The organism is Achromobacter sp. 1L-A-4-B-C2 (assembly GCF_057291955.1).
This window is the reverse complement of the sequence record NZ_JBXAWP010000002.1, coordinates 915643-939379: the sequence shown is the minus strand read 5'-3', so window position 1 is coordinate 939379 and position 23737 is coordinate 915643. Positions and strand designations below refer to the sequence as shown.

Sequence of the window (23737 nt, the reverse complement as noted above, 5' to 3'; positions counted from 1 at the left end):
CGGTCGGGCTTGCAATTAGGCTCGCACCCGCACTTGCACTTGCACCCGCACTTGCACCCGCACCTGCACCTGCACCCGCGCCTTCGCCAGCGTCTGTCCGCGCATTGCCGGTTCGTTGTTCGGCTTTGAACCTGGGAGCGTTCACATGAAAAATCCTGATCACACAGAGCGTCGCCGACTATTGAAGATGCTGGCCGGCGCGCCCATGCTGCCGCTGGGCGCGGCAAGCTTGTTGGCCGGCCACCCCGCGCGAGCCTCTGAGGACGGCACCCCCGCGTTGCCAAGCACCAAACCCATCGCCCGGCCATCCGTCGCCACGCCGGGCGCCGCGCCGTTCGTATCCGCCGAATTCATCTCCATGTCCGCGCCCGGCCTGTCCGAGCCGGAAGGCATGGCGCGCACGACGGTGGAGTCCGCGATGGACCTGGTCTTTGCCGATGGCTCGCGGCGCCGCGTGCAACTGGGCTACGAGGCTTTCTTCATGACCGGCGACCGCGTGCCGGACGGCAAGGGCGGCATGGTGCTGGCGGGCGGCTATCTGGACATCCATGGCGCACCCATCATGGATACGTCCGTGCCCGGCCGCGCGCGCCCGTTCTTTTCGGACTGCCCGGATGGCATGTCGCTGCTGACGCTGGCCGGCCCGCTTGGCGAGGCCGACGGCGCAACGGGTCCGCCCACCGTCACCAAACCGGCAACCGCCACCGTCTACGCCGTCGTGCAGTTCGAATATCTGTCGCGCGATCGGGCCGGCCAGGACATGTGGGCGCGGCTGCCATCGCCCATCGCGGTGCTGACGCTGTCGCAAAACCTGCAAACCGGCCAATTGACCCTGGTGCGCTACAGCAACGTGGACACCGCGCCGGTGCATGGCCTGTGGGTCACCTGTGGCGCCAGCCTGTCGCCGTGGAACACGCATCTGTCCAGCGAAGAATACGAGCCCGACGCCACCACGGCGCGCACCTCGGCGTCGTTCCGCGCATTCAGCCGCCACCTGTATGGCGACGCCCGCCGCGCCAACCCCTATCACTACGGCCACCTGCCCGAAATCACCGTGCAGCCGGACGGCACCGGCAGCATCAAAAAACACTACTGCATGGGCCGCATCTCGCATGAATTGGTGCAGATCATGCCCGACGAGCGCACCGCCTTGATGGGCGACGACGCCACCAACGGCGGGCTGTTCATGTTCGTGGCGGACCGCCGCGCGGATCTGTCCTCGGGCACGCTGTACGTGGCCCGCTGGACGCAGACATCAGGCACGGGGCCCGGCGCCGGGACGCTGACCTGGATCCGGCTGGGCCATGCCACCAGCGCCGAGGTCAAGGAACTGGCCGACGACCTGGTCGCCGCCGACATCATGGACGTGCGCACGGCGGACCCCAAGAATGCCGCCTACACCCGCATTCGGTTTGACGGCAAGAACAACTGGGTGCGTCTGAAGCCCGGCCGCCGCCAAGCCGCGGCATTCCTGGAAACGCACCGCTACGCGGCACTGGTGGGCGGCACGCTGGCCTTCACCAAGATGGAGGGCACCACGGTAAACGCCCAGGACAAGATCGCGTACACCGCGATGGCGCACATCGAAACGTCCATGGTGGACGGCACCTCGCCGCACCTGCATGTGGAAGGCCCGGACGCGGGCGCGGTCTATCAACTGCGGCTGCAAGCCGGGCAAGTGGATACGGACGGGCAGGGCATCGACAGCGAGTGGGTGCCGGTGGACATGGGCGCGGTGCCCGAGTTGGTGGGCGCGATGCTGGCCGCGCCCGACGCCTTGGGCAACCGCCACCGCAGCGACCGGATATCCAACCCCGACAACCTGAAGTTCTCGGAGAAACTGCGCACGCTGTTCGTGGGCGAAGACAGCATGGGCCGCGTCAACAGTTTCCTGTGGGCGTTCAACGTCGATACGCGGGTGCTGTCGCGCCTGTTGTCCTGCCCGGTGGCGGCGGAATCCACGGGGCTGCACGCGGTGGACGACATCAATGGCTGGACTTACATCACCAGCAATTTTCAGCACACGGCGGACTGGAACGACGTGCATGATGCGGTGCGCCCGGTGCTGGAGCCGCTGGTCAAGGCCAAGTACCGCAACGGCCGGGGCGCCTCGGTCGGATATCTGACGGCGGTGAAGATCAACGCCTGAGTCCGTGGCAAGGCGGCGCCGCCCGCCGCCTTGCAAAAATTCCTGATCCGTCGATCAAGCTTTCTGCTCTTTGTTTCATGGGCCTTTCACGTTCGCTCGCCACACTGTGCGCAGCGTAAACCGTGTTCATGAAACGAGAAGAGAAGCATGAGAACAATGGATTGGAGAAAATGGTGCGCCATGTTGCTGGCCACCAGCGCATTGGTCGGCTGTGGGGGCAGTGATGACGACGATGACGGCACGACCGCGCCGCCGCCGCCCACGCAACCGCCAGTCAGCGAACCCGCCGCGCCGCGCGCCGACAAGGTGCTGTTCATCGGCGTGGACGGCCTGACCTATGACGCCATGCGCCGTGGCGTGGCCGACAAGTCCCTGGCCAACATCGGCCAGTTGACCGCAACCCGCGCCTGGACGGGCGGCGTGACCGGCGACGTGACGCAGCAGCCGACGCTGTCCGCGCCCGGCTGGGCCACCTTGTTGACAGGCCAGTGGGCGGACGTACACGGCGTGCGCTCCAACGTGGCCGGGCAGGGGATGAAGGCGGCCAGCCTGTTCCAGCGCATCAAGCTGGCGCACCCCGAGGCGCGCACGGCCGGCGCCTTCAATTCGCCGTTGCTGGCCGGCCTGGTCGGCGGCGATCGCGACGCGGGCTACCTGCAAACCCTGACCGACTGCGCGGGCGTGGACGATTGCGTGGCTTCGCAAGCGCGCGACCGCATCACCGAAGGCTATGACGTGGTGGTTGCGCAGTTCGGCGCACCCGAACGCGCAGCCTCGGACAACGGCTTTACCGGTAACTACGATGCGGTGATCCGCCAGACGGACGCGGCCATCGGCGTGCTGGCCAAGCAGATCGCCGAGCGTCGCGCGGCGCATCCGAACGAGAACTGGCTGATGGTGGTGGCCTCCAGCCATGGCCTGGGCAAGACCGGCGTGGCCGATGGCCTGCCCCTGTCCCCGAACAAGACCATCTTCCTGGCCAGCAACCAGCCGACAATGTTGGGCGGCAGCGCGGATGACGCCTCGTTCGACGGCGCGTGGGACAGCAATTGGTACGCGCTGCCCAGCGCCGCCGACGTGGCCCCCACGATGCTGGCGCACCTGGGCGCCTTGCCCGCCGCCGGCCAGTACGACATGGCGGGCACGCCCTTGTCCGAAGCCCTGGCGCTGCGCCGCCTGTCGGCCCGCACGTCCATGGACAACAAGAGCGTGACGCTGTCCTGGGTGCGCGTGGGCGAACCCGACGGCCAGATCGTGGTCAGCCGCGACGGCGTGGAAGTTGCGCGCTTGCCCGGCACCGACGCCACCTATACCGACAGCGGTTTCACGTTCGACACGGAAGGCGTGCACACGCTGAACTACACCGTGTCGGCGGGCCGCGCCAGCAGCGCCACGCATGCGTCGGTGGTGTATGCCAAGCCGGTGCCGCTGTTGGCGTCACTGCGCACGGGGCTGACGATGCTGTTTCCGTTTGAAGGCAATCTGACCGACGTTGCAGCAGGCGGCGGCGCGATCACCCCGTATGACGGTGTGCAGGCGCCCGCATTCGCGGACGGCGGCGTGTTCGGCAAGATGTTCCAGAACGAGCGTGGCTCGGCCGCCCTGGGCGCGTTCAAGCTGGATTACCCGGCAGGCATGCTGGACAGCGTGTCCGTGTTCACCATCGGCTTCTGGTATCAGTCGGACGGCACGGCGAACGACCGTTCGATCCTGGGCAACAAGGACTACAACTCGGGCGGCAACCCCGGTATCACCATCGCCCAGTGGGCCGGCCCCGAGCTGCGCTTCAACGTGGCCGGGGGTGGCGTGCGCGCTGATATCAACGGCATCAAGTTCACGCCGAACAAGCCCGTGTACATCGCCATGACCATCGACAAGCCCGCCAAGATGATGACGGCGTACGTGTACGACAGCGAAATCGGCTTCCTGCGTCGCAACGTGACCACGGGCTCGGTGAACCTGGCGCAAGTGGCCGGCCTGTTCGGCCCGCACATCGGCCTGAACGAAGACGGCAAGGGCACCTACGGCATCTGCTGCGCCGGCACCAAGGGCCCGTACACGATGAATTTTGACGACCTGGCCTTCTGGTCGCGCGCCCTGACCGAGACGGAAGTGAAGTCCCTGGCGCTGTCCGGCAAGTCCGTTTCCGACCTGTTTCCCTGATGTGGCAAGGATAGAAAAACCATGAGCAAGTCCCTGATATTGCGCGGTTTCGTGCGCGCCGGCGCGGTGCTGATGTTGACCGCGGCCCTGGCCGCGTGTGGCGGCGACGACGGCGATGACAGCAAGCCGGATAACGGCGCCGGCACGCCCGGCAACGGCGGCACCGAAACGCCGGTGACGCCGCCGACCCCGGCCAAGCCCGAACTGCGTTGCGCGCCCTGAGCCGCGCTTCTTATCGATCACTAGGAATAGCATCCGTGAAGTCCGAAAAAGACCCGATCCACGCCGGCAAGCGCCGCTTCCTGCGCAATGCCGCCGCATCCACTGCCGGCCTGACCGCGCTGTCGATGTTCCCGCCCGCCATCCGCCGCGCGCTGGCCATTCCCGCCAACAACCGCACCGGCACGATCAACGACGTTGAACACGTGGTGATCCTGATGCAGGAGAACCGCTCGTTCGACATGTACTTCGGCACGTACAAGGGCGTGCGCGGTTTTGGCGACCGCATGACGATCCCGCTGCCGCAGAACCGTTCGGTGTGGGAACAGACCAACGGCACTCGCGTGGTGATGCCGTATCACCTGGACAGCACGCAGGGCAATGCCCAGCGCGTGTCCGGCACGCCGCACGACTATATGGACGCGCAGATGGCCTGGGACGGCGGCCGCATGGATCAGTGGCCGCGCTACAAGCAGAACCAGTCCATGGGCTATTACCGCCAGAAAGAGGTGGAATTCCAGTTTTCGCTGGCCGAAGCCTTTACGCTGTGCGACGCCTACCACTGTTCCACCCACGGCGGCACCAACACCAACCGCTTGTTCCTGTGGACCGGCACCAACGACCCGCTGGCCCAAGGCAATGGCCCGTCGACCCGCAACCAGTGGGACAGCCTGGGCGCGTCCACCACGGGCTGGACCTGGATGACGTATCCCGAACGCCTGCAAAAGGCCGGCGTCAGCTGGAAGGTTTACCAGAACCTGCCCGAGAACTTCGGCGACAACTCGCTGGCCGGTTTCCAGCAATACCGCCGCGCCAACGAACAGGCGGGCAACGCCGCCGACGGTTCGCCGTACCCGGCCTGGACGCCCAGCATGGACGGCGCCAACCCCTTGTACAAGGGCACGGCCAACACCATGCCCGACGGCGGCTTCCTGCAATCGCTGCGCGATGACGTCAACAACGGCACCTTGCCGCAGGTGTCGTGGATCGTGGCGCCCGCCACGTACTCCGAACACCCCGGCCCGTCCAGCCCGGTGCAGGGCGCGTGGTACATCCAGGAAACGCTGGATGCGCTGACGGCCAATCCGGACGTCTGGAGCAAGACCGTCCTGTTGATCAACTTCGACGAGAACGACGGCTACTTCGACCACGTGCCGTCGCCCGCCGCGCCGTCCCTGAACCCCGACGGCTCGATGGCCGGCGCGTCCACCGTCAACACCGACCTGGATCGCCACACGCACGCCTCGGCGCAAGACGCGGCCGACAACCGCGTCTATGGCCCCGGCCCGCGTGTGCCGATGTACGTGGTGTCGCCGTGGAGCCGTGGCGGCTGGGTCAATTCGCAGGCGTTCGACCACACCTCGGTGCTGCGCTTCCTGGAAGCGCGCTTCGGGGTGCCGGAAGACAACATCAGCCCGTGGCGCCGCGCCGTGCTGGGCGACCTGACGTCCGCCTTCAACTTCGCCACGCCCAACGATGAAAAGCTGCCCGACCTGAATATCCTGACCCGGTCCGGCGCCGACCAGTTGCGCGCCGACCAGCAGGCGCTGACCGCCGTGCCCTTGCCGGACACGACGACGCAGGCCAAGCCGGTGCAGGAGCAAGGCGTGCGTTATTCGCGCGCCTTGCCCTACGAGCTGCACACCAGCGGCCGCAGCCAGCCCACCACCGGCAACATGTGGCTGCTGTTTTCCAACACGGGCAAGCAGGCGGCGGTTTTCCATGTGTATGACCGCCTGCACCTGGACCGCCTGCCGCGCCGCTATACCGTGGAACCGGGCAAGCAGCTGGAAGGCAGCTGGGACACGGCGGCCGACGGCGGCAAGTACGACCTGTGGGTGTTGGGCCCCAACGGCTATCACCGGCATTTCGCGGGCGACCTGGCGCTGGCCCGCACGTCGCAGCTGGACTCGGAAATCCGTGTCTGCTATGACATCGCCAATGGCGACGTCTATGTCAGCTTCATCAACAGCGGCAAGGACGCCTGCACGTTCGAAGTCACGCCCAACGCCTACTACAGCAATAACGAGCGCTGGACGCTGACCGTGCCGGCCGGCAGCAAGGTCGAACAACATTGGGCGCTGGAAGGCAGCGGCCACTGGTACGACTTCACCGCCCGCCTGGCGCAAGACCCGTCCTACCTGCGCCGCTTCGCCGGCCGCGTCGAAACGGGCAAGCCGTCCGTCACCGATCCGGCGATGGGCATGTAAGTAGCCTTACGCGGCGGTTTGCGGTTCGCGCGCCCGGAAGGCCGTGGCGCAGGCTTCGCAGATCGCCGCCGTAATGCTCTGGCGCGCGTGTTCGCGCCGTTCCAGCATCCCGACGGCCCGCGACAGCGGGCCTAAATCTTGCGGCAGCGTCAGGATGCGCAGTTCGGGGCTGTGCTGCCAGTTGGACCCGTTGATCAGCGGCAGCAGGGTGACGCCGACTTCCTGGCGCACCAGTTCCACCAGCGTCTCGATGGCGTTCAGTTCCAGGAATTCATTGATCGGCACCGCCAGGCGGCGCAACAGCCGGTCAATCTGCAAGCCGGTGCGCTGCGTGCGGTCAAAGCGCAGAAAGGGGTTGTTGGCCAGCACCTGGCGGGCGTCCTTGCCGGTGGCTGACGCCGGCGCAATCACCACCAGCTGTTCTTCATATAGCGGGGTCCAGCGCGTGCTGGCCATCTTGCGGCCGGCTTCCACCAGAAAGGCCGCGTCCAGCTCGCCGTCTTCGACCTTGCCGGCCAGTTCGCTGGCCTTGCCCGACAAAATGCGCACGTCCAGCTTGGGGTGCGCTTTCTTTAGCCCGGACACGACCTTGGACAAGGTGCCCATGCAGGACACGATGCTGCCCACCGACACCGACCCGGCCAGTTCGCCCGGCACGGTTCGGGGCAGCCGCATCCGGTCGTATAAATCCAGCAAATGCTTGATTTCGGGTAGCAATTCGCGGCCAGCTGCGTTAAGAATGGCAAGTCGGCCGCTACGGTCGAACAGTTCCCGGCCCAGTTCGGCTTCCAGCGAACGCATCTGGAAGCTGACGGCGGCCTGGGTCAGCGCCACCTGCTCGGCCGCTTCGGAAAAAGAGCCATGGTGCGCGACGGCCAGGAAAGTGCGTAAAAACCGGATGGTGCTCATCGCCGTGATCCATAAAAATTTCTTTTATGACGGAACAAAAAATCAAATTGATTTAATTAGATCACGAGAGTACCTTCGCCTGCTTAACCGTTCAGACCGTTTAGAGACAAGCCATGAAAACCTTCGACTGGGTCAATCCGTATCCTTCCGTACGCATTCCGCTGTTCGCGCGCAACGTGGTGTCCACGTCGCACCCGCTGGCGGCCCAGGCGGGCTTGCGCATGCTGCTCAAGGGCGGCAACGCCGTTGATGCGGCCATTGCCGCCGCCGCCACCATCGTGCTGGTGGAACCGGTGTCCTGCGGCCTGGGCGGCGACTGCTTTGCCATCGTCTGGGACGGCAAGGAATTGCATGGCCTGAATTCGTCGGGCGTGGCCCCGGCGGCCTGGAATACCGAATACTTCAAGGCCAAGTACGGCACGGGCCCGGATGGCCTGGCCATCCAGCCCAAGCGCGGCTGGGACGCCGTGACGGTGCCGGGCGTGGTGGCCGGCTGGGCCGCGCTGCACGAAAAGCTGGGCAAGCTGCCGTTTGAACAACTGTTCGAACCCGCCATCGAAATTGCCGAGCGCGGCTATGCCGTGCCGCCGGTGGTGGCGCACAAATGGGCCGCCGCCGCTGACGAATTGAAGTCGCAGCCCGGCTACGCCGCCGCCTTCATGCCCGAGGGCCGCGCGCCCAAGGTCGGCGAACACTTCCGCTTTCCGGATGCCGCCAACACGCTGCGCCGCATCGCCGAATCCAAGGGCCGCGACTTCTACGAAGGCGAGCTGGCCGAACGCATCGCCGCCTTCAGCAAGGAATGCGGCGGCGCGATGACGCTGGAAGACCTGCGCAACTACCGCCCGGACTGGGTCAAGCCCATTTCCAAGTCGTACCGTGGCTACGAGCTGCACGAGATCCCGCCGAACGGCCAGGGCATTGCCGCGCTGATCGCGCTGGGCATCGTGGAACGCTTCGATATGTCGGACATCCCCGTGGATTCCGTGCAGTCGCAGCACATCCAGATCGAAGCCATGAAGCTGGCGTTTGCCGACCTGTACAAGTACGTGGCCGACCCGCGCGCCATGCAGGTGACGCCCGAACAGATGCTGTCGGACGCCTACCTGGACAGCCGCGCCAAGCTGATCCGCCTGGACCAGGCCACGCATTTCGAAGCCGGCCGCCCGCATGCAGGCGGCACGATCTACCTGACCGCCGCCGACGAAAACGGCATGATGATTTCGTTCATCCAGTCCAACTACATGGGCTTCGGATCGGGCGTGGTCGTGCCGGGCACCGGCATCAGCATGCAGAATCGGGGCGTGGGTTTCTCGATGGATCCCAAGTCGGCCAACGTGGTGGAAGGCGGCAAGCGCCCGTTCCACACCATCATCCCGGGCTTCCTCACGCGCGGCGGCAAGCCGGTGATGAGCTTTGGCGTGATGGGTGGCGACATGCAGCCGCAAGGCCATATGCAGACGGTTGTGCGCATGATCGACTACCACCAGAACCCGCAGGCCGCGTGCTGCGCGCCGCGCTGGAAGGTCAACCGCGACTTCACGCTGGACATCGAGACCAATATGAAGGCTTCCACCATTGCGGGCCTGAAAGACCTGGGGCATGCTCTGAAGTCCGTTGACGATCCGTACATGGACTTTGGCGCCGGCCAATTCATCTGGCGCATGTCGGAAAACGACAACGAACTGGGTTACGTCGCCGCCAGCGACAGCCGTCGCGACGGCCAGGCGGTCGGCTTCTAAGACCAAACCGCTCGCAAGCTACAAGGGGAAAACTCACAATGAAACGCTTGACCTTGACCTTCGGCGCCAGCCTGCTGGCGCTGGCCGCCGGCGCCGCGTGCGCGCAGAACATCCGCATCGGCCTGCAGGAAGATCCGGACGTGCTGGACCCGCACCGCGCCCGCACCTATGTGGGCCGCATCGTGTTCACGTCGCTGTGCGACAAGCTGGTGGACATCGACCCCAAGCTGCACTTTGTGCCGCAACTGGCCACCTCGTGGTCGTTCAGCCCCGACAACAAGGTGCTGACGTTCAAGCTGCGCGACGACGCGCTGTTCCATGACGGCTCGAAGTTCGACGCCGCGGCCGCCAAGGCCAACCTGGAACGCGCGATGACGCTGCCGGACAGCCTGCGCAAGGGTGAACTGGGCTCGGTTGAAAAAGTGGACGCGCCTGATGCCACGACGCTGGTGCTGACCTTGAAGAAGCCGGACGCCACCTTGCTGGCGCAACTGTCCGACCGCGCCGGCATGATGCTGTCGCCCAAGACCTTCACCGACGCCGACGTGGCCGCCGTGGGCCGCAAGCCCGTGTGCTCGGGTCCGTACAAGTTCGTTGAACGCATCCAGAACGACCGCATCGTGCTGGAAAAATTCGACCAGTACTACGACGCCAAGGATTACGCGTTCAAGCGCGTCACCTTCCTGCCGATCCCCGACACGACGGTGCGCCTGTCGAACCTGCGCGCGGGCGACCTGGACATGCTTGAACGCCTGAACCCGTCCGACGCGCCGCAAGTCAAGACCGACGCCAGCCTGACGTTTGCACCGGTGGCCGGCCTGGGCTTCCAGCAGTTCATGTTCAACGTGGGCAACGGCAAGCGCGCCGAAGACAACCCGTTCAAGAACAAGCTGGTGCGCCAGGCATTCCAGTACGCCATCGACCGCAACGCCATCAACGAAGTGGCCGGCGGCGGCATCTTTGAACCCGCGCAGCAGCCGTTCCCGCCCGCAAGCCCCTATCACAGCGACAAATTCCCCGTCACCCAGCGCGACGTGGCGAAGTCCAAGGCGCTGCTCAAGCAGGCCGGCATGGATCGCGTGAAGGCGGAACTGGTGTTCGGCAACAACACGACTACCTCGTCGATTGCCGAGATTGTGCAGGCGATGGCGTCCGAGGCGGGCTTTGACCTGTCGCTGCGCCCCACGGAGTACGCGGCGCTGCAAAAGGAAGCGTCGGGCGGCAACTTCCAGATCGTCATGCTGGGTTGGTCGGGCCGGGTGGACCCGGACGGCAATATCTACGCCTTCGTGACGTGCAAGGGCGCGCTCAACGACGGCCACTACTGCAACCCGGAAGTGGACAAGCTGCTGAACGAAGCGCGCACCGTTCCTGAAGAGACGCGCCGCAAGGCCATCTACGAGCAGGCGATGACCATCATCCAGGACGAACTGCCCGGCGTGTATAACTACTACCAGCCGTGGCCTTTCGCGATGGGCAAGAAGGTCAAGGGCTTCACGCCGTACCCGGATGGCATGATCCGCCTGAAGGGCGTGACGTTCGCCCAGAAGTAAGAACGAGGCGCGGCGGCCCCGGGCTGCCGCGCGCGTTGGACGCGGCAACGCGTCCTTTGGCTTTTTGCGGCGGACGCGCGCCAGGTGATGCAGGCCTGATGCCGTCCGCCGTTCCTGTTATACGGTTTTTCCCACATGCTCAAACTTATCTTGCGCCGCGTGATCGTCGCGATACCGACACTGATACTGGTGTCGATGATCGTCTTCATGCTGCAGAAAATCCTGCCGGGCGACCCGGTGCTGACGCTGGCCGGCGAAGAGCGCGACCCGGCCGTCCTGGATTATCTGCGCGACAAATACCGCCTGAACGACCCCTTGCCGATGCAGTACGCGGCGTGGGCCGGGCAGGTGCTGCAAGGCGACCTGGGCAAGTCGCTGCGCACCGACGTGCCGGTCACGACGCTGATCGCGCAAAAGCTGCCGGTGACCTTGCAACTGGCCGCCATGGCGATGTTCTTTGCGCTGTTGGTCGGCATTCCCATGGGGATCGTCGCCGCGGTGCGCAAGGGCAAGCCGATTGAAATGGGGGCGAACATCGCGGCGCTCTCCGGCATGTCGATACCCAACTTCTGGCTGGGCATCATCCTGATCATGGTGGTGTCGGTGCAATGGAAGCTGCTGCCGGCATCGGGCTATGTGTCGCCCGCCGAAGATTTCTGGTTGTCGATCAAGACCATGCTGATGCCGTCGCTGGTGCTGTCCACGGCCATCGCGGCGTACCTGATGCGGCATACGCGTTCGTCGATGCTGGAAGCCTTGTCGGCTGACTACGTACGCACGGCGCGCGCCAAGGGCGTGTCGCCGCGCCAGGTAGTGTTGCGCCACGCGCTGCGCAATGCGTTGATGCCGATCGTGACGCTGGTGACGCTGCTGTTCGGCGAATTGCTGGCCGGTGCGGTGCTGACGGAACAGGTTTTCACGATTCCGGGGTTCGGCAAGCTGGTGGTGGACGCGGTGTTCACGCGTGATTACGCGGTGGTGCAGGGCGTGGTGCTCTGCGTGGCGGTAGGCTTCATTCTGATGAACCTGCTGGCCGACATTCTCTACATCCTGGTCAACCCCCGCCTGAGGCACTCATGAGCGCAAATACTGCAACGGCCGCTGCCGTCACGCCGCCCCGCAGCCGCAACCGCGCCTGGGGAAAATTCAAACGTAATCACATCGCGATGCTGGGCCTGGCCATCGTCGCGTTCTTTGTGCTGTTGGCCGTGCTGGCGCCTTTCATCGCCAACCACGACCCCTTGCAGACCAGCTTCACCACCATCCGCAAGGCGCCGTCGGCGTCGTACTGGCTGGGCACGGACGAGCTGGGTCGCGACATTTTCAGCCGTATGGTCTATGGCGCCCGGGCGTCGTTGATGGCGGGCCTGGTGTCGGTGTTGATCGCCTTGGTGGTCGGGGTGCCGTTTGGCTTGGCCGCCGGCTACTTCGGTGGCTGGACGGACAGCATCATTTCGCGCGCCACGGAGGCGTTGCTGGCGATTCCGTTCCTGATCCTGGCCATCGCGCTGGCCGCCTTCCTCGGGCCCAGCCTGACAAACGCGATGATCGCCATCGGCGTGTCGGCCGCGCCGAAGTTTGTGCGCTTGACGCGCGGGCAGGTGCTGGCCGTCAAGAACGAAGACTATGTGCAAAGCGCGCGGGCGTTGGGCGCGTCGGACTTGCGCATCATTGGCCGGCACGTGTTCCCGAACGTGATGCCGCCGCTGATCGTGCAGGCCACGATCACCATCGCCACGGCGATCATTGCCGAGGCCAGCCTGTCGTTCCTGGGGCTGGGCCTGCAACCGCCGACGCCGTCGTGGGGCTCGATGCTGAACACGGCCAAGAACTTCATGACCCAGGCGCCCTGGATGTCGATCTTCCCCGGGTCGGCCATTTTCCTGGTGGTGCTGGGCTTCAATCTGCTGGGCGACGGGTTGCGCGACGCGCTCGATCCGCGTCAGGAAAAGTAATGACTATGGCAACAATGGATCCCAAACGCGTCGTTGATGTCAGCGGCCTGACGGTGCGCTTCAAGACGCCCGAACGCACGGTGGAAGCGGTGCGCAATGTGTCGTTCCACGTTGATCGCGGCGAGACGCTGGCGATTGTGGGCGAGTCCGGTTCGGGCAAGTCGGTGACGTCGCTGGCGCTGATGCGGCTGGTGGAATACGGCGGTGGCAAGATCGTCAATGGCGATATGTTCCTGCGCCGCCGCAACGGCGAGGTGCTGGACCTGGCGCATGCGCCCGATACGACGCTGCAACGAGTGCGTGGCGCGGACGTGGCGATGATTTTCCAGGAGCCGATGACGTCGCTTAACCCCAGCTTTACGGCGGGCAACCAGATTGCCGAGGCGTTGCAGTTGCACCAGGGGCTGGACGCGGCGGCGGCGCGGGCGGAAACGTTGCGGATGCTGGAACGGGTACGAATTCCCGAGGCGCGCGCGATTCTTGACCGTTATCCGCACCAGTTGTCGGGTGGCATGCGGCAGCGGGTGATGATTGCGATGGCGTTGTCGTGCAAGCCGCAATTGCTGATTGCGGATGAGCCGACGACGGCGTTGGACGTGACGATTCAGGCCCAGATTCTGCAACTGATACGTCAGCTGCAAGAAGAGATGGACATGGGGGTGATTTTCATCACGCACGATATGGGCGTGGTGGCGGAAGTGGCCGACCGTGTGCTGGTGATGTATCGCGGCGACAAGGTGGAAGAGGGCGGCTCGGACGAGATCTTTGCGCGGCCGCGGCATGCGTATACGCGGGCGTTGTTGTCGGCGGTGCCGCGCTTGGGCGCGATGCATGGCACGGATGAGCCGGCGCCGTTTCCGCTGTTGAAGGTGGAAGAGGCGGCGCATGTGGCAAACCCGGCGGCGCTGGTGGATGCGCCGGTGGCGGCGCCGTCAACGGTGCGTCGGGAGAATGGCCCGGTGCTCAAGGTGCGGGATCTGACGACCAGTTTCGACATCACGGGCGGCATTCTGGGGCGCGTGCAGAAGCGCGTGCATGCGGTGGAGAAAGTCAGCTTCGATCTGTACCCGGGCGAGACCTTGTCGCTGGTGGGTGAGTCGGGTTGCGGGAAGACGACGACGGGTCGGTCGCTGTTGCAGCTGGTCAAGAGCAAGAGCGGCACGATTGAATTCGACGGCAAGAATATCGGGGCGTTGCGCGGTAGCGCGATGCAGACGCTGCGCCAGCACATTCAGTTCATTTTCCAGGACCCCTTTGCGTCGCTGGATCCGCGCATGACGGTGGGCTATTCCATTATGGAACCGCTGCTGATTCATAACGTGGCCAAGGGCAAGGCGGCGCAAGACCGGGTGCGCTGGCTGATGGATAAGTGCGGCTTGCTGCCTGAAATGATCGACCGCTATCCGCATGAGTTCTCCGGCGGGCAGCGTCAACGGATCTGCATTGCGCGGGCATTGGCGCTGAACCCGAAGGTAGTGATTGCCGATGAATCGGTGTCGGCGCTGGATGTGTCGATTCAGGCGCAGATCGTGAATTTGCTGCTGGATCTGCAACGGGAATTGGGGGTGTCGTTCCTGTTTATCTCGCATGACATGGCCGTGGTGGAACGCGTGAGCCATCGGGTGGCGGTGATGTATCTGGGGCAGATCGTCGAGATCGGGCCGCGCCGGGCCATCTTCGAAAATCCGCAGCATCCCTATACGAAAAAGCTGATGGCGGCGGTGCCGATTGCGGATCCGCAAAGGCGGCATCGCGAGAGGTCGTTGCTGGTGGATGAGATTCCCAGCCCGATGAGAAAGCTGGGGGACGATCCGCTGGTGGAGCCGTTGGTGGCCGTCGGAGAGGGGCATTTTGTGGCCCGGCATTCGGTCGGGGTTTATTGACGAATGCGCGCAGGCGGTATCATGGCGGGCTTCACGCTATTTGCCCTTTCTTATACGGATTTTTGCCATGGCCCTGCGCGCCACTATCTACAAGGCCGAACTTAACGTTGCCGATACCGATCGCCACTACTACGGCAGCCACGCGCTGACGGTGGCGCGTCATCCCTCCGAGACCGATGAACGGATGATGGTACGGCTGGTGGCGTTTGCGTTGCATGCGCAGGAAGACCTGGCGTTTACCAAAGGGCTGAGCGATACCGATGAGCCCGATCTGTGGGTCAAGGATCTGACGGGGGCGGTCAAGCTGTGGATCGAGGTCGGGCAGCCGGAAGAGCGGCGCATCTTGCGCGCTTGTGGGCGGGCGGACGAGGTCATCGTTTATTGCTACGGCGGGTCCGCCAGCAAGATCTGGTGGGACGGCGTGCGCAACAAGCTGGAACGCACGCGCAACCTGAAGGTGGTGAATCTGCCTTCGGAGCAGAGCCGGGCGCTGGCGAAGCTGGCGGAACGCACCATGCAGCTGAATGCAAACATTTCTGATGGCATCGTGTATTTCTCGGCCGACAAGGGCGAGGTCAGCATCGAGCCCGAGGTGTGGCGCTAAGCGCTGCGCCCGAACCCGGCGTTACACATTTTCCGGCGATTTTTCTTGCTCGCCGGTTTTTTGCGGGATTAATATGATGATCATCATATTTCAGAAGCCCGATCATGCCTGGCCCATCCAACCGCAAAGCGCTTTCCCACGAACGGATCGTTGACGCCGCCGCGCGCGCGATCCGGCGAGAGGGGTACGCCGGGGTGGGCGTGGCGGACATCATGAAGGAAGCGGGGCTGACGCATGGCGGGTTCTATGCGCACTTCCCATCGCGTGATGCGTTGCTGGCCGCTGCGATGGAGCGGGCGGGCAGCGACGGCGCGGCGCGGATGAAGCAAAGCGTGGCCCGGCGCGAGGCCGAGGGGGCCAGCACGCTGCGTGCGTGGGTGGACGCGTATCTGGGCGATGCGCATCTGAAAGGCTGCGAAAGCGGCTGCCCGGTAGCGGCGCTGGCCTCCGAGATGCCGCGTCAGTCGACCGAAGTGCGCGAGGTGTCGGCGGTGCGTGTGCAGCGCCTGATACAAGCGGTGCGGGCGGTGTTGCCGGCGGAGGCGGGCGAGCATGCGGCGGTGGCGGTGACCAGCACGATGGTGGGCGCCTTGCAGCTGGCGCGTGCGTTGGGCGATAACGATGACGGGCGGGCGGTGTTGGCGTCGGCGCGCCAATCGATTCTGGATCAGTACGAGCGCAAGGCAGTCGGCCCGGCGCACTGAATCCCACATTTCCAAGGGCCGCCATGCGCGGCCTTTTTACCCGACACAAATATGATGATCGTCATATTTGTGCCTTCTGTCACCAGCGGTGTGCAGGCCTTATCGAGAAATCATCATGGATTTAAAGAATGCAGTCGTTTTGATTACCGGCGCCAATCGTGGGCTTGGCCTGGCGTTTGCGCGCGAAGCGTTGGCGCGGGGGGCGCGCAAGGTCTACGCCGGGGCGCGGGACCCGTCCATGGTGACGTTGCCGGGCGTCCAGGCCATCAAGCTTGACGTGACGAACGCGGCCGATGTGGCGGCGGCAGCGGCGCTGGCCACGGACGTGACCTTGGTGATCAACAATGCGGGCATCGCGGCGCTGGGGGGTTTTCTGGATGCGGATGCAATCGAATCGGCCCAGCGTCATCTGGAGGTCAACCTGTACGGGTCATTGCGTGTGGCGCAGGCCTTTGCGCCGGTGCTGGGCGCCAATGGCGGCGGGGCGTTGCTGAACGTGCTGTCGGTGGCCAGCTGGGTCAATGGGCAGCCGCTGGGTTTGTATGCGATGAGCAAGTCAGCCGCGTGGGCGATGACGAACGGGCTGCGCCATGATCTGCGTGGGCAAGGGACGCAGGTCTTGGGGCTGCACATGGGGTTTGTCGATACCGATTTCACCAAAAGCATCGACGCGCCGAAGTCCACGCCGCAAGACATCGTGGTGCAAGCGTTTGACGGCTTGGAAAAGGGCGCCGAGGAAGTGCTGGCCGATGCGGTGGCGCGTCAGGTCAAGCAGGGCTTGTCCGCCGAGCCGGCGGTGTACTTGCAGGCGCGGGGCTAAGGCTGTCATGCACGCTACGACTCATTCTTCTACGTCGCCCGCGGCCGAACCGGTGGCGGCTTCGCCCTGGCCGGTGTTCTGGGTGGCCAGCATTGCGGTGTTTCTGGTGTCGCTGGACGGCACGATGTTGTACGCGGCGTTCGGCGCGTTGCGGGCGGGCTTTCCCGAGGCGTCCGCCGCGGATATGTCGTGGGTGCTGAACGCCTACACGGTGGTGTACGCCGCGATGTTGATTCCGTCGGGCGGGTTGGCGGACACGCATGGGCGCAAGCGCATGTTCATGATGGGGGTGGTGTTGTTCCTGGCCGCGTCGGCGGCGTGTGGCTTGGCGGGCAGCGTGGGCTGGCTGATTGCCGCGCGCGTGTTGCAGGCGATAGGCGCGGCGTTGTTGACGCCGGCGTCGCTGTCGATTGTGCTGGCGGCGTTTCCGGTGTCCAAGCGAGCGGTCGCGGTCAGCCTGTGGGGCGCGGTGGGCGGTCTGGCGGCGGCGGTCGGCCCCAGCCTGGGGGCGTTCGTGGTGGACGCGGCGGGTTGGCCGTGGGCGTTCTATATCAACTTGCCGTTGGGCGCGCTGTCGCTGTGGTTTGGGGCGGGGCTGCTGCGTGAATCGGTCAAGCCGGACGCGCGCCGCCGGGTGGATGGCGTGGGGATGACATTGTTGATGTTGGCGGTGGGTGCGCTGGCGTTGGCGACGGTGCAGTCGGAATCGCCTTCATGGAGCCGGCTGGAATTGGGGGTGGTGGCGGCGGTGGGCGTGGTGTCGTTGGGCGCGTTCGTGGCGTGGGCGCGGGCGACGCCGCATCCGCTGGTGGACCTGTCGCTGTTTTCGCATCGCACGTATCGCTACGTGAACCTGGCGACGTTGAGCTTCGGCATCGCGTTCGCGATGATGTTCTTTGCGTTCTTTTTCTACATGACCGGGGTGTGGCAGTACAGCTTGCCGCGTGCCGGGTTGGCGGTAACGCCGGGGCCTTTGCTGGTGGTGCCCACGGCCATCCTGACGGGGCGGCTGGCCGCGCGTCTGGGCCATCGGCCGTTCCTGGTGACGGGGGCGCTGATCTATGCGGCGAGCGGCCTGTGGTTCTTGCTGGTGCCGGGCGAGCAGCCGGCTTATCTGACGCAATGGTTGCCGGGCCTGTTGCTTAGCGGCATCGGCGTGGGCATGGTGCTGCCGTCCTTGTCGGCGGCGGCGGTCAGCCGTTTACCGGCGCAGCACTACGCGGTGGGCAGCGCCGTGAACCAGGCCACGCGGCAGATCGGCGGCGTGATGGGGGTGGCGATCACGGTGCTGTTGCTGGGGCACGGCGCGGTGAACCATGCGGCGTTTTCACCGCTGTATGTGGGGCATGTGGCGCTGGCCTTGGTGACGGCGTTGCTGTGTTTGGCAGTCGATACGCGGCCGGGCAGGGGCTGATTGCCCGGGCGGGCCGATCCTCAGCTTGCGCAGGCGTCGGGGGCCGGGTTGGCCGGGTCGCTGCATGCCTTCCACTTTTCCGGCGGCAAGGCGGGCAGCAGCATGACGCGGCTTGCCGGGTCCCGGTAGAAGTACACGCGCCATGGGTGTTCCCCCATCGCTTGCCATACCGCTTGCTGTTGAGCCGGCGTCAGGATCGCGCCACCGGGCGTGCTTTGCGCGCCTTCGGCCAGCACGATCTGCGCGTCGGGGTCCCAGGACAGCATGTCGTCGTCCAGCGGCACGTCGTCCTTGATGCGGACAACGCGCCACGGGTTGTCCGGCACGTCGACGGGCAGCGCCGCCAGCGCATCGCGATGCACGGGGAACAATCGATCAGACGGTTTGCCGGGCGGCGCGGCATAGGCGGCCAGCGTATCGCCGCCCGGCGCGAAGTCGCCAAGGCTCTGAAGAACGTAACGCGGCCCGGGCTTGCCCTGCGCATCCACGGTCTGAACGGCCACGGGCTGCCCCGGTGACGCCAGATCGATCACGCGCAGCAAGCCGCCGGACGCATCGCGCACATAGTGACGGCTGGCCCCGGCGGCGGTGCCGGTCGTGGCGCTGGCAGTGCTGCCGGCACTGCCGAGGCTACAACCGTCGTCGATGAACGCCGTCAGCCGGCCTTTGGCGTCGCGCTGCACGCACGCGCGACGCGTTGGCTGGTAGGGTTGATCGCCGGATGCGCCGGCCTCGCCGTATTCGGTATAAGCCTTCAATGCGCCGGTGGCGTCGTACGCCAGCGTAAAGCCGCCGTCCAGCACGGCCTTGCCGCGTATTGGCCGATAGCGCTCTATGCGGCAAAGGTGCCCCTCAGCGTCGAAGTACAGCCGCGTGGGCGCGGAGCCGGCCGCCTTGTTGCCGGCGCGGTAAGCGGACCAGTCGACCTTGTCCGCCCACGTGTGCGGCATCAGGTCGCCGCTGTCATCTATCCAGGCCAGCCTGCCGTTGGTCGGCACCCGTTCTCCGCGCTTGCCGAGCAGCACGCGCTCATCGTCCAGCGCCAGGGTGACCGGCACGGCGGGCAGGGTGGACGGCACCGAGAAGTCGGTCTCGGTCGGGCCGCAGGCGGCGTGGGCCGGGGCGGCGAAGAACATCGGCGCGGCCGCGCACAACAGCATCAACAAACGCGGGATGGGCCGCACGTGCGCGGTGCACGAAATAGGCGGGCTGCGCGAAATATGCAGGGGGTGCGAAGTACGCGGGGTGTGAAAACTGTGCGGCATAGGCAGGCTATTGGGCGGCTTATGCATATTGCAGCGAGTCCATGAACTTCACCAGATCCCAGAATTCCTTCGACACCCCGCCCAGGCGCAGCCCGCCCTGGCTATCTTCGAACAACAGGAACGGGTAAGCACTGCGTTCATACACGCCGTTATCCGGCAGCCGGTAGGGCGTGAAGATTTCCGGGTTATTGAAATACCGCTCTAGCCTTCCGCCGCCGTCCACGTGCATGTAGCGCACGCGCAAGGTCTGCAATTTGTACGTGTCGTGCGTGTCGGGGTACACGCCGCCATCGCCGGCCACCACCGATTGGGCCAAGGCGCCCATGAAGACCCGCTGGATTCCCACGAAGTGAATTTCCCCGTGCGTGCTGCCGCCCGGCGCCTTCGCCAATGACTTGACCAGCTGCGTGGCGCGCGAGCCTGGCACCAGCGTCTTGGCAAACATCTTGTCGATGTCGGCGTTGGCCGGGTCTGGCGACTGCCGCAAGGTTTGCAGGTCTTGCCGGAAGTCGGTCAGCCATTGCTGGTAGCGCTGGTTCTCAAGCTGGCGGTCAAACGACTCGGCCCGGACCACGCCCGCAACCAGCGCGAACCATGCGACCAAGGCGAACATGCCGATGCGCCAAAGCCAGGGGCGGGGGGCGGAAATGGGGAAGGGGGGACGGGTGCGCATAGGAAAGCGATGATACCGCCGAGTTCGGCGGGGCGCGGCGGTTTCTTGGCGACAGGTCTGGCAGGCGACCCTCGATAAAAACCTGGCCGCGATCCCTAAATTTTTGCGCGCACCTGCCAACCCCACCCACCGAGCCGGCTGCGCCCACCCCACCCAGCCGTCCGATTGCCTTTGCCGACGCCGCGCGCACCGGCAACCAGCGCGCCGTCGCCAACGCGCTGGACAGCCTGCCAGCCGGCAATGCGCTGCACGAGTACATCCTGACCTTGCCCGACGGCGCTCCGCCCGCCGCGTTCAACAGCCTGTCCGGCGAAGCGCACGCCAGCGTCGCGTCCAGCCTGATGGGTTCGGCCGGCACGACGCGCACCCTGCCGCTGTCGCACCTGCGCGCAAACCTGAACGCCGGCATGCGCCCGGGGTCTCCCACGGCGCAGGCGGGCGGCACGCTGTCCGCCTCTGCCTTGCCGTCGTCGAACGCGCAGCCCGCCTGGGCCGAGCTGGTTGGCAATTGGCAAACGCAGAACGCCACGGACAACACGGCGCAAGTGCGTCAGCACACCGGCGGGCTGTTTGTGGGCGCCGACCATGCCGTGGGTAACGGATGGCGGCTGGGTGCGGCGCTGGGCTACACGGACAGCAAGATCCGCGTCGACGACCGCGCCTCGAAGGCGGACGTGTCCGGCTACAGCGCCGCTGTCTATGGCGGCAAATCGTTTGACGCCGGCTCGGGCAAGCCGAACCTGCTGGTCGGCACGTCCTACACCTGGCACGACGTCGCCAGCGAGCGCTACGCCTCGGTAGCCGGCGCCTCGCAAAAGCTGACCGCCGACTACGGCGCCAGCACGACGCAGCTTTTTACCGAGCTGGGCTATGCGCTGCCTTTGTCCGACCGCACCACCCTGGAACCCTTCGCGGGCGTGGCCTGGAGCGACTTGCGCAGCCGCAGCTTCAGCGAGACGGGCGGCTCGGCGGCGCTTAGCGGCCAAAGCAGCAGCAACAAGCAGACCAGCAGCACGCTGGGCGTGCGCACGCAAACGAACGTCTCGTTGGCGGGTGCCGAAGCGCGCTTGCAAGCCACGCTGGGTTGGCGCCATGCCTTCGGCGATGTACTGCCGCGGTCCACCATGGCGTTCGATGGCGGGCAAGCGTTCACGGTGTCGGGCGCGCCCATCGCCCGCAACGCCGCCATCGCCGAACTGGGCGGGGAAGTGGCCGTGTCGCGTAATGCGTCGCTGGGCTTGAACTACAGCGGCCAGTACGGCGGCGGCAACCGGGAACATGCAGGGTCGTTGAGCGTGCGCTGGCGGTATTGAGGCGGTATTGAGCCGGGACCGAGGCGGGATCGAGGCGGGGTCGCTCGAACCCGACCTCGGTGTTTTCCCGATAGAACAACCCATCCGGCCATTTGTTCCATTGACGGTACATTAGGACACCCCTAGAGTTTCCGGCATGGGAACCACACTGCCTCTGCCGAAGTACCACCAGATCTACCTTGTGCTGCGCGAGCAGTTGCAAGAAGGTCGTTTCGATCAGGACGGGCTGCCGGGCGAGCACGCGCTGGCGGCGCAGTTCGACGTGGCCCGCATCACCATCCGCAAGGCGATGGAGATGCTGGTGTCCGATGGGCTGGTGTCTCGCCGCCCCGGGTTGGGCACCTGGCCGTTGCGCGCGTCCACCGCCGCGCAGGCCGTGCCCGCCGCCAATGCGTCGCAAAAGGCGCACCTGACCGGGCTGCTTGAGAACATCGTCAACATGGGCCTGCGCACCTCGGTGCAGGTACTGGACAGCACGCTCGTGTCCGCGCCGCCAACGGTGGCCGAGTCGTTGCGCATTCCCGCGGGTGCGCCGGTTCACAAAAGCCTGCGCGTGCGCAGCACCGAGGCCGGGCCGCTGTCCCACATCACCACCTACGTGCCGCAAGCGGTGGCCGACTTCACACGGGAAGACCTGGAACGCGAGCCCTTGCTGATGCTGCTGGAAGCGGCCGGCGTGGAATTTGGCGGCGCCACGCAGACCATCTCGGCGCGTCTGGCCGATGCGCAGGTGGCGCGCCATCTGGATGTGTCCGTGGGTTCGGCGCTGCTGGCCGTGACGCGAGTCGTGCGCGACGTGAATGATCGCCCCGTCCAGCTGTTGCAGGGCCTGTACCGGCCCGACCGATACCAATACCAATTGCAGCTGTCGCGCGTCGGCAGCATCGACGCCAAGGTCTGGGTCAGCGAAGAGCTGTCGGCCCAATTTCATTGAACCCTTCGGAGATCACCCATGAATTCGCGCCGCACCTTCCTCTATCGTTCCGCCGCCGCCACGGCGCTGTTGTCCGCGCCCTGGGTGGCGCGCGCGCAAGGCGCCGCGCCGGTCAAGATCGGCGTGCTGCATCCGGTGACGGGCGCCTTGGCGTATTCGGGCCAGCAATGCCGCTTGGGCGCGCTGCTGGCCATTGAAGACATCAACAAGGCCGGCGGCATCAAGTCCCTGGGTGGCGCGCCGCTGTCCGCCGTGCTGGGCGATGCGCAGTCGCGCCCCGAGGCCGGTTCCGCCGAGGTGGAAAAGATGAATGAGGCGGGCGTGTCGGCCATCGTCGGCGCGTATGCGTCCGCGATCTGCCTGGCCACCACGCAGACGGCGGCCAAGTACAACCTGCCGCATGTGGTGGACGTGGGCGTGGCGGATCAGATTGTCGAGCGCGGGCTCAAGAACACCTTCCGCTTCGGGCCGGGCTACCGGGCTTGCAGCGAGCGCGCCATTACCGACCTGGTGGCGTTGAACGAGGCGGCCGGCAAGCCGGCCAAGACCGTGATGATCGTGCACGAGGATTCGCTGTTCGGCACCGGCACGGCGGCCCTCTTGTCCAAGTCGTTGCCGCAGCACGGCTTTGAAGTGAAGGAAGTGGTCAAGCACCCGAACCCCACGCGCGACTTCAACAACATCGTGCTGCGCATGAAGTCCGTGAATCCGGACATCGTCATCCCCGCCAACTACTACAACGAATACGCGCTGTTGCTGCGCGCCATGAAGCAGCAAAAGGTGCAGCCCAAGGCGATTTATTCGGTGCTGGGGGGCGCGGCGTCCAGCTACAAATTCCTGAAGGAATTTCCGGACATCGCCAACGGCATCATCGACTGCAACCACTGGTTCAATCCAAAAGACCCGCGTGTTGCGCCGTTGAAGGCGCGCGTCGAGGAAAAGGGTGCGTACTTCAGCTACGAAGTGTTCATGACGTACGTGGCGGTGCAATTGCTGGCGGATGCCATCGAACGCGCCAAGTCCGCCGACCGCGCCGCGATCATCGACGCGCTGGCCGCCAGCACCTTTCACGACAACCTGATGCCCTACGGCCCAACCAAGTTCGTCAACGGCCAGAACACGGGCGCGCAACCGCTGCTGACGCAGGTGATCGGCGGCGACATCAAGGTGATCATCCCGGCGGAGTATCGCCAGGCCGACGCGATTTTTCCGTTAAAGGGCTGAGCG

19 protein-coding genes are annotated in these 23737 nt (G+C 65.4%); 16 read left to right on the top strand and 3 right to left on the bottom strand.

Annotated features, from left to right (window positions below; genetic code table 11):
• The first annotated feature begins 145 nt into the window (after positions 1-145).
• The 4 genes from AC0Z35_RS11650 (at position 146) to AC0Z35_RS11635 (ending at position 6741) form a co-directional block, all read left to right on the top strand.
• The gene (locus AC0Z35_RS11650) at positions 146-2149 is read left to right on the top strand and encodes a PhoX family protein (RefSeq protein ID WP_485132006.1); all 2004 of its coding nucleotides are present in this window, start codon (positions 146-148) and stop codon (positions 2147-2149) included.
• Positions 2150-2329: 180 nt separating this feature from the next.
• Positions 2330-4312 carry an alkaline phosphatase family protein gene (locus tag AC0Z35_RS11645; RefSeq protein ID WP_485132138.1) on the top strand — a complete coding sequence of 661 codons (1983 nt, stop codon included), beginning with the start codon at positions 2330-2332 and terminating at the stop codon, positions 4310-4312.
• A gap of 21 nt (positions 4313-4333) precedes the next feature.
• Complete coding sequence (locus tag AC0Z35_RS11640) at positions 4334-4534, top strand: hypothetical protein (protein WP_046804613.1); 201 nt, start codon at positions 4334-4336, stop codon at positions 4532-4534.
• Positions 4535-4569: 35 nt separating this feature from the next.
• Positions 4570-6741: a phosphocholine-specific phospholipase C gene (locus AC0Z35_RS11635; RefSeq protein WP_485132005.1), complete on the top strand. Its 2172-nt coding sequence runs from the start codon at positions 4570-4572 to the stop codon at positions 6739-6741.
• A 6-nt stretch (positions 6742-6747) separates the two neighbouring features.
• Here the strand turns inward: AC0Z35_RS11635 and AC0Z35_RS11630 are convergent, their stop codons facing one another.
• On the bottom strand, positions 6748-7650 hold the full coding sequence (locus tag AC0Z35_RS11630) for a LysR family transcriptional regulator (protein WP_046804615.1): 903 nt from the start codon (positions 7648-7650) through the stop codon (positions 6748-6750).
• Positions 7651-7763: 113 nt separating this feature from the next.
• Between AC0Z35_RS11630 and ggt the strand changes: the two genes are divergently transcribed.
• From ggt to AC0Z35_RS11585, 9 genes are all read left to right on the top strand, one after another.
• On the top strand, positions 7764-9392 hold the full coding sequence (gene ggt / locus AC0Z35_RS11625; protein ID WP_046804616.1) for a gamma-glutamyltransferase: 1629 nt from the start codon (positions 7764-7766) through the stop codon (positions 9390-9392).
• A gap of 38 nt (positions 9393-9430) precedes the next feature.
• Positions 9431-10945: an ABC transporter substrate-binding protein gene (locus tag AC0Z35_RS11620; protein ID WP_485132004.1), complete on the top strand. Its 1515-nt coding sequence runs from the start codon at positions 9431-9433 to the stop codon at positions 10943-10945.
• A 135-nt stretch (positions 10946-11080) separates the two neighbouring features.
• Complete coding sequence (locus AC0Z35_RS11615) at positions 11081-12025, top strand: ABC transporter permease (protein ID WP_046804618.1); 945 nt, start codon at positions 11081-11083, stop codon at positions 12023-12025.
• Positions 12022-12900, top strand: a complete 879-nt coding sequence (gene nikC, locus AC0Z35_RS11610) for a nickel transporter permease (protein WP_046804619.1) — start codon at positions 12022-12024, stop codon at positions 12898-12900. Before AC0Z35_RS11615 ends, nikC begins: the two co-directional genes overlap by 4 nt.
• A 14-nt stretch (positions 12901-12914) precedes the next feature.
• Positions 12915-14783 (top strand): dipeptide ABC transporter ATP-binding protein, encoded by a 1869-nt coding sequence (locus tag AC0Z35_RS11605; RefSeq protein WP_120154926.1) that lies wholly within the window; start codon positions 12915-12917, stop codon positions 14781-14783.
• A 67-nt stretch (positions 14784-14850) separates the two neighbouring features.
• On the top strand, positions 14851-15387 hold the full coding sequence (locus AC0Z35_RS11600; RefSeq protein WP_046804620.1) for a YaeQ family protein: 537 nt from the start codon (positions 14851-14853) through the stop codon (positions 15385-15387).
• Between the two features lie 104 nt (positions 15388-15491).
• Entirely contained in the window at positions 15492-16091 is a 600-nt protein-coding gene (locus AC0Z35_RS11595) for a TetR/AcrR family transcriptional regulator (protein ID WP_485132003.1), read from the top strand.
• A 115-nt stretch (positions 16092-16206) separates the two neighbouring features.
• Positions 16207-16911 (top strand): SDR family oxidoreductase, encoded by a 705-nt coding sequence (locus AC0Z35_RS11590; protein WP_485132002.1) that lies wholly within the window; start codon positions 16207-16209, stop codon positions 16909-16911.
• Positions 16912-16918: 7 nt separating this feature from the next.
• Positions 16919-18325, top strand: a complete 1407-nt coding sequence (locus AC0Z35_RS11585) for an MFS transporter (RefSeq protein ID WP_314357294.1) — start codon at positions 16919-16921, stop codon at positions 18323-18325.
• A 20-nt stretch (positions 18326-18345) separates the two neighbouring features.
• Here AC0Z35_RS11585 and AC0Z35_RS11580 read toward each other — a convergent pair whose 3' ends face one another.
• Both AC0Z35_RS11580 and AC0Z35_RS11575 read right to left on the bottom strand, forming a co-directional pair.
• Entirely contained in the window at positions 18346-19509 is a 1164-nt protein-coding gene (locus tag AC0Z35_RS11580; protein ID WP_485133310.1) for a hypothetical protein, read from the bottom strand.
• Between the two features lie 100 nt (positions 19510-19609).
• Complete coding sequence (locus tag AC0Z35_RS11575) at positions 19610-20203, bottom strand: hypothetical protein (RefSeq protein WP_485132000.1); 594 nt, start codon at positions 20201-20203, stop codon at positions 19610-19612.
• A gap of 134 nt (positions 20204-20337) precedes the next feature.
• Between AC0Z35_RS11575 and AC0Z35_RS11570 the strand changes: the two genes are divergently transcribed.
• From AC0Z35_RS11570 to AC0Z35_RS11560, 3 genes are all read left to right on the top strand, one after another.
• Complete coding sequence (locus AC0Z35_RS11570) at positions 20338-21576, top strand: autotransporter outer membrane beta-barrel domain-containing protein (protein WP_485132137.1); 1239 nt, start codon at positions 20338-20340, stop codon at positions 21574-21576.
• Positions 21577-21712: 136 nt separating this feature from the next.
• A complete protein-coding gene (locus tag AC0Z35_RS11565) occupies positions 21713-22510 on the top strand; it encodes a GntR family transcriptional regulator (RefSeq protein WP_319305734.1) in 798 nt (265 codons plus the stop codon).
• A gap of 18 nt (positions 22511-22528) precedes the next feature.
• Positions 22529-23734: an ABC transporter substrate-binding protein gene (locus AC0Z35_RS11560; RefSeq protein ID WP_046806403.1), complete on the top strand. Its 1206-nt coding sequence runs from the start codon at positions 22529-22531 to the stop codon at positions 23732-23734.
• Positions 23735-23737 lie beyond the last annotated feature (3 nt).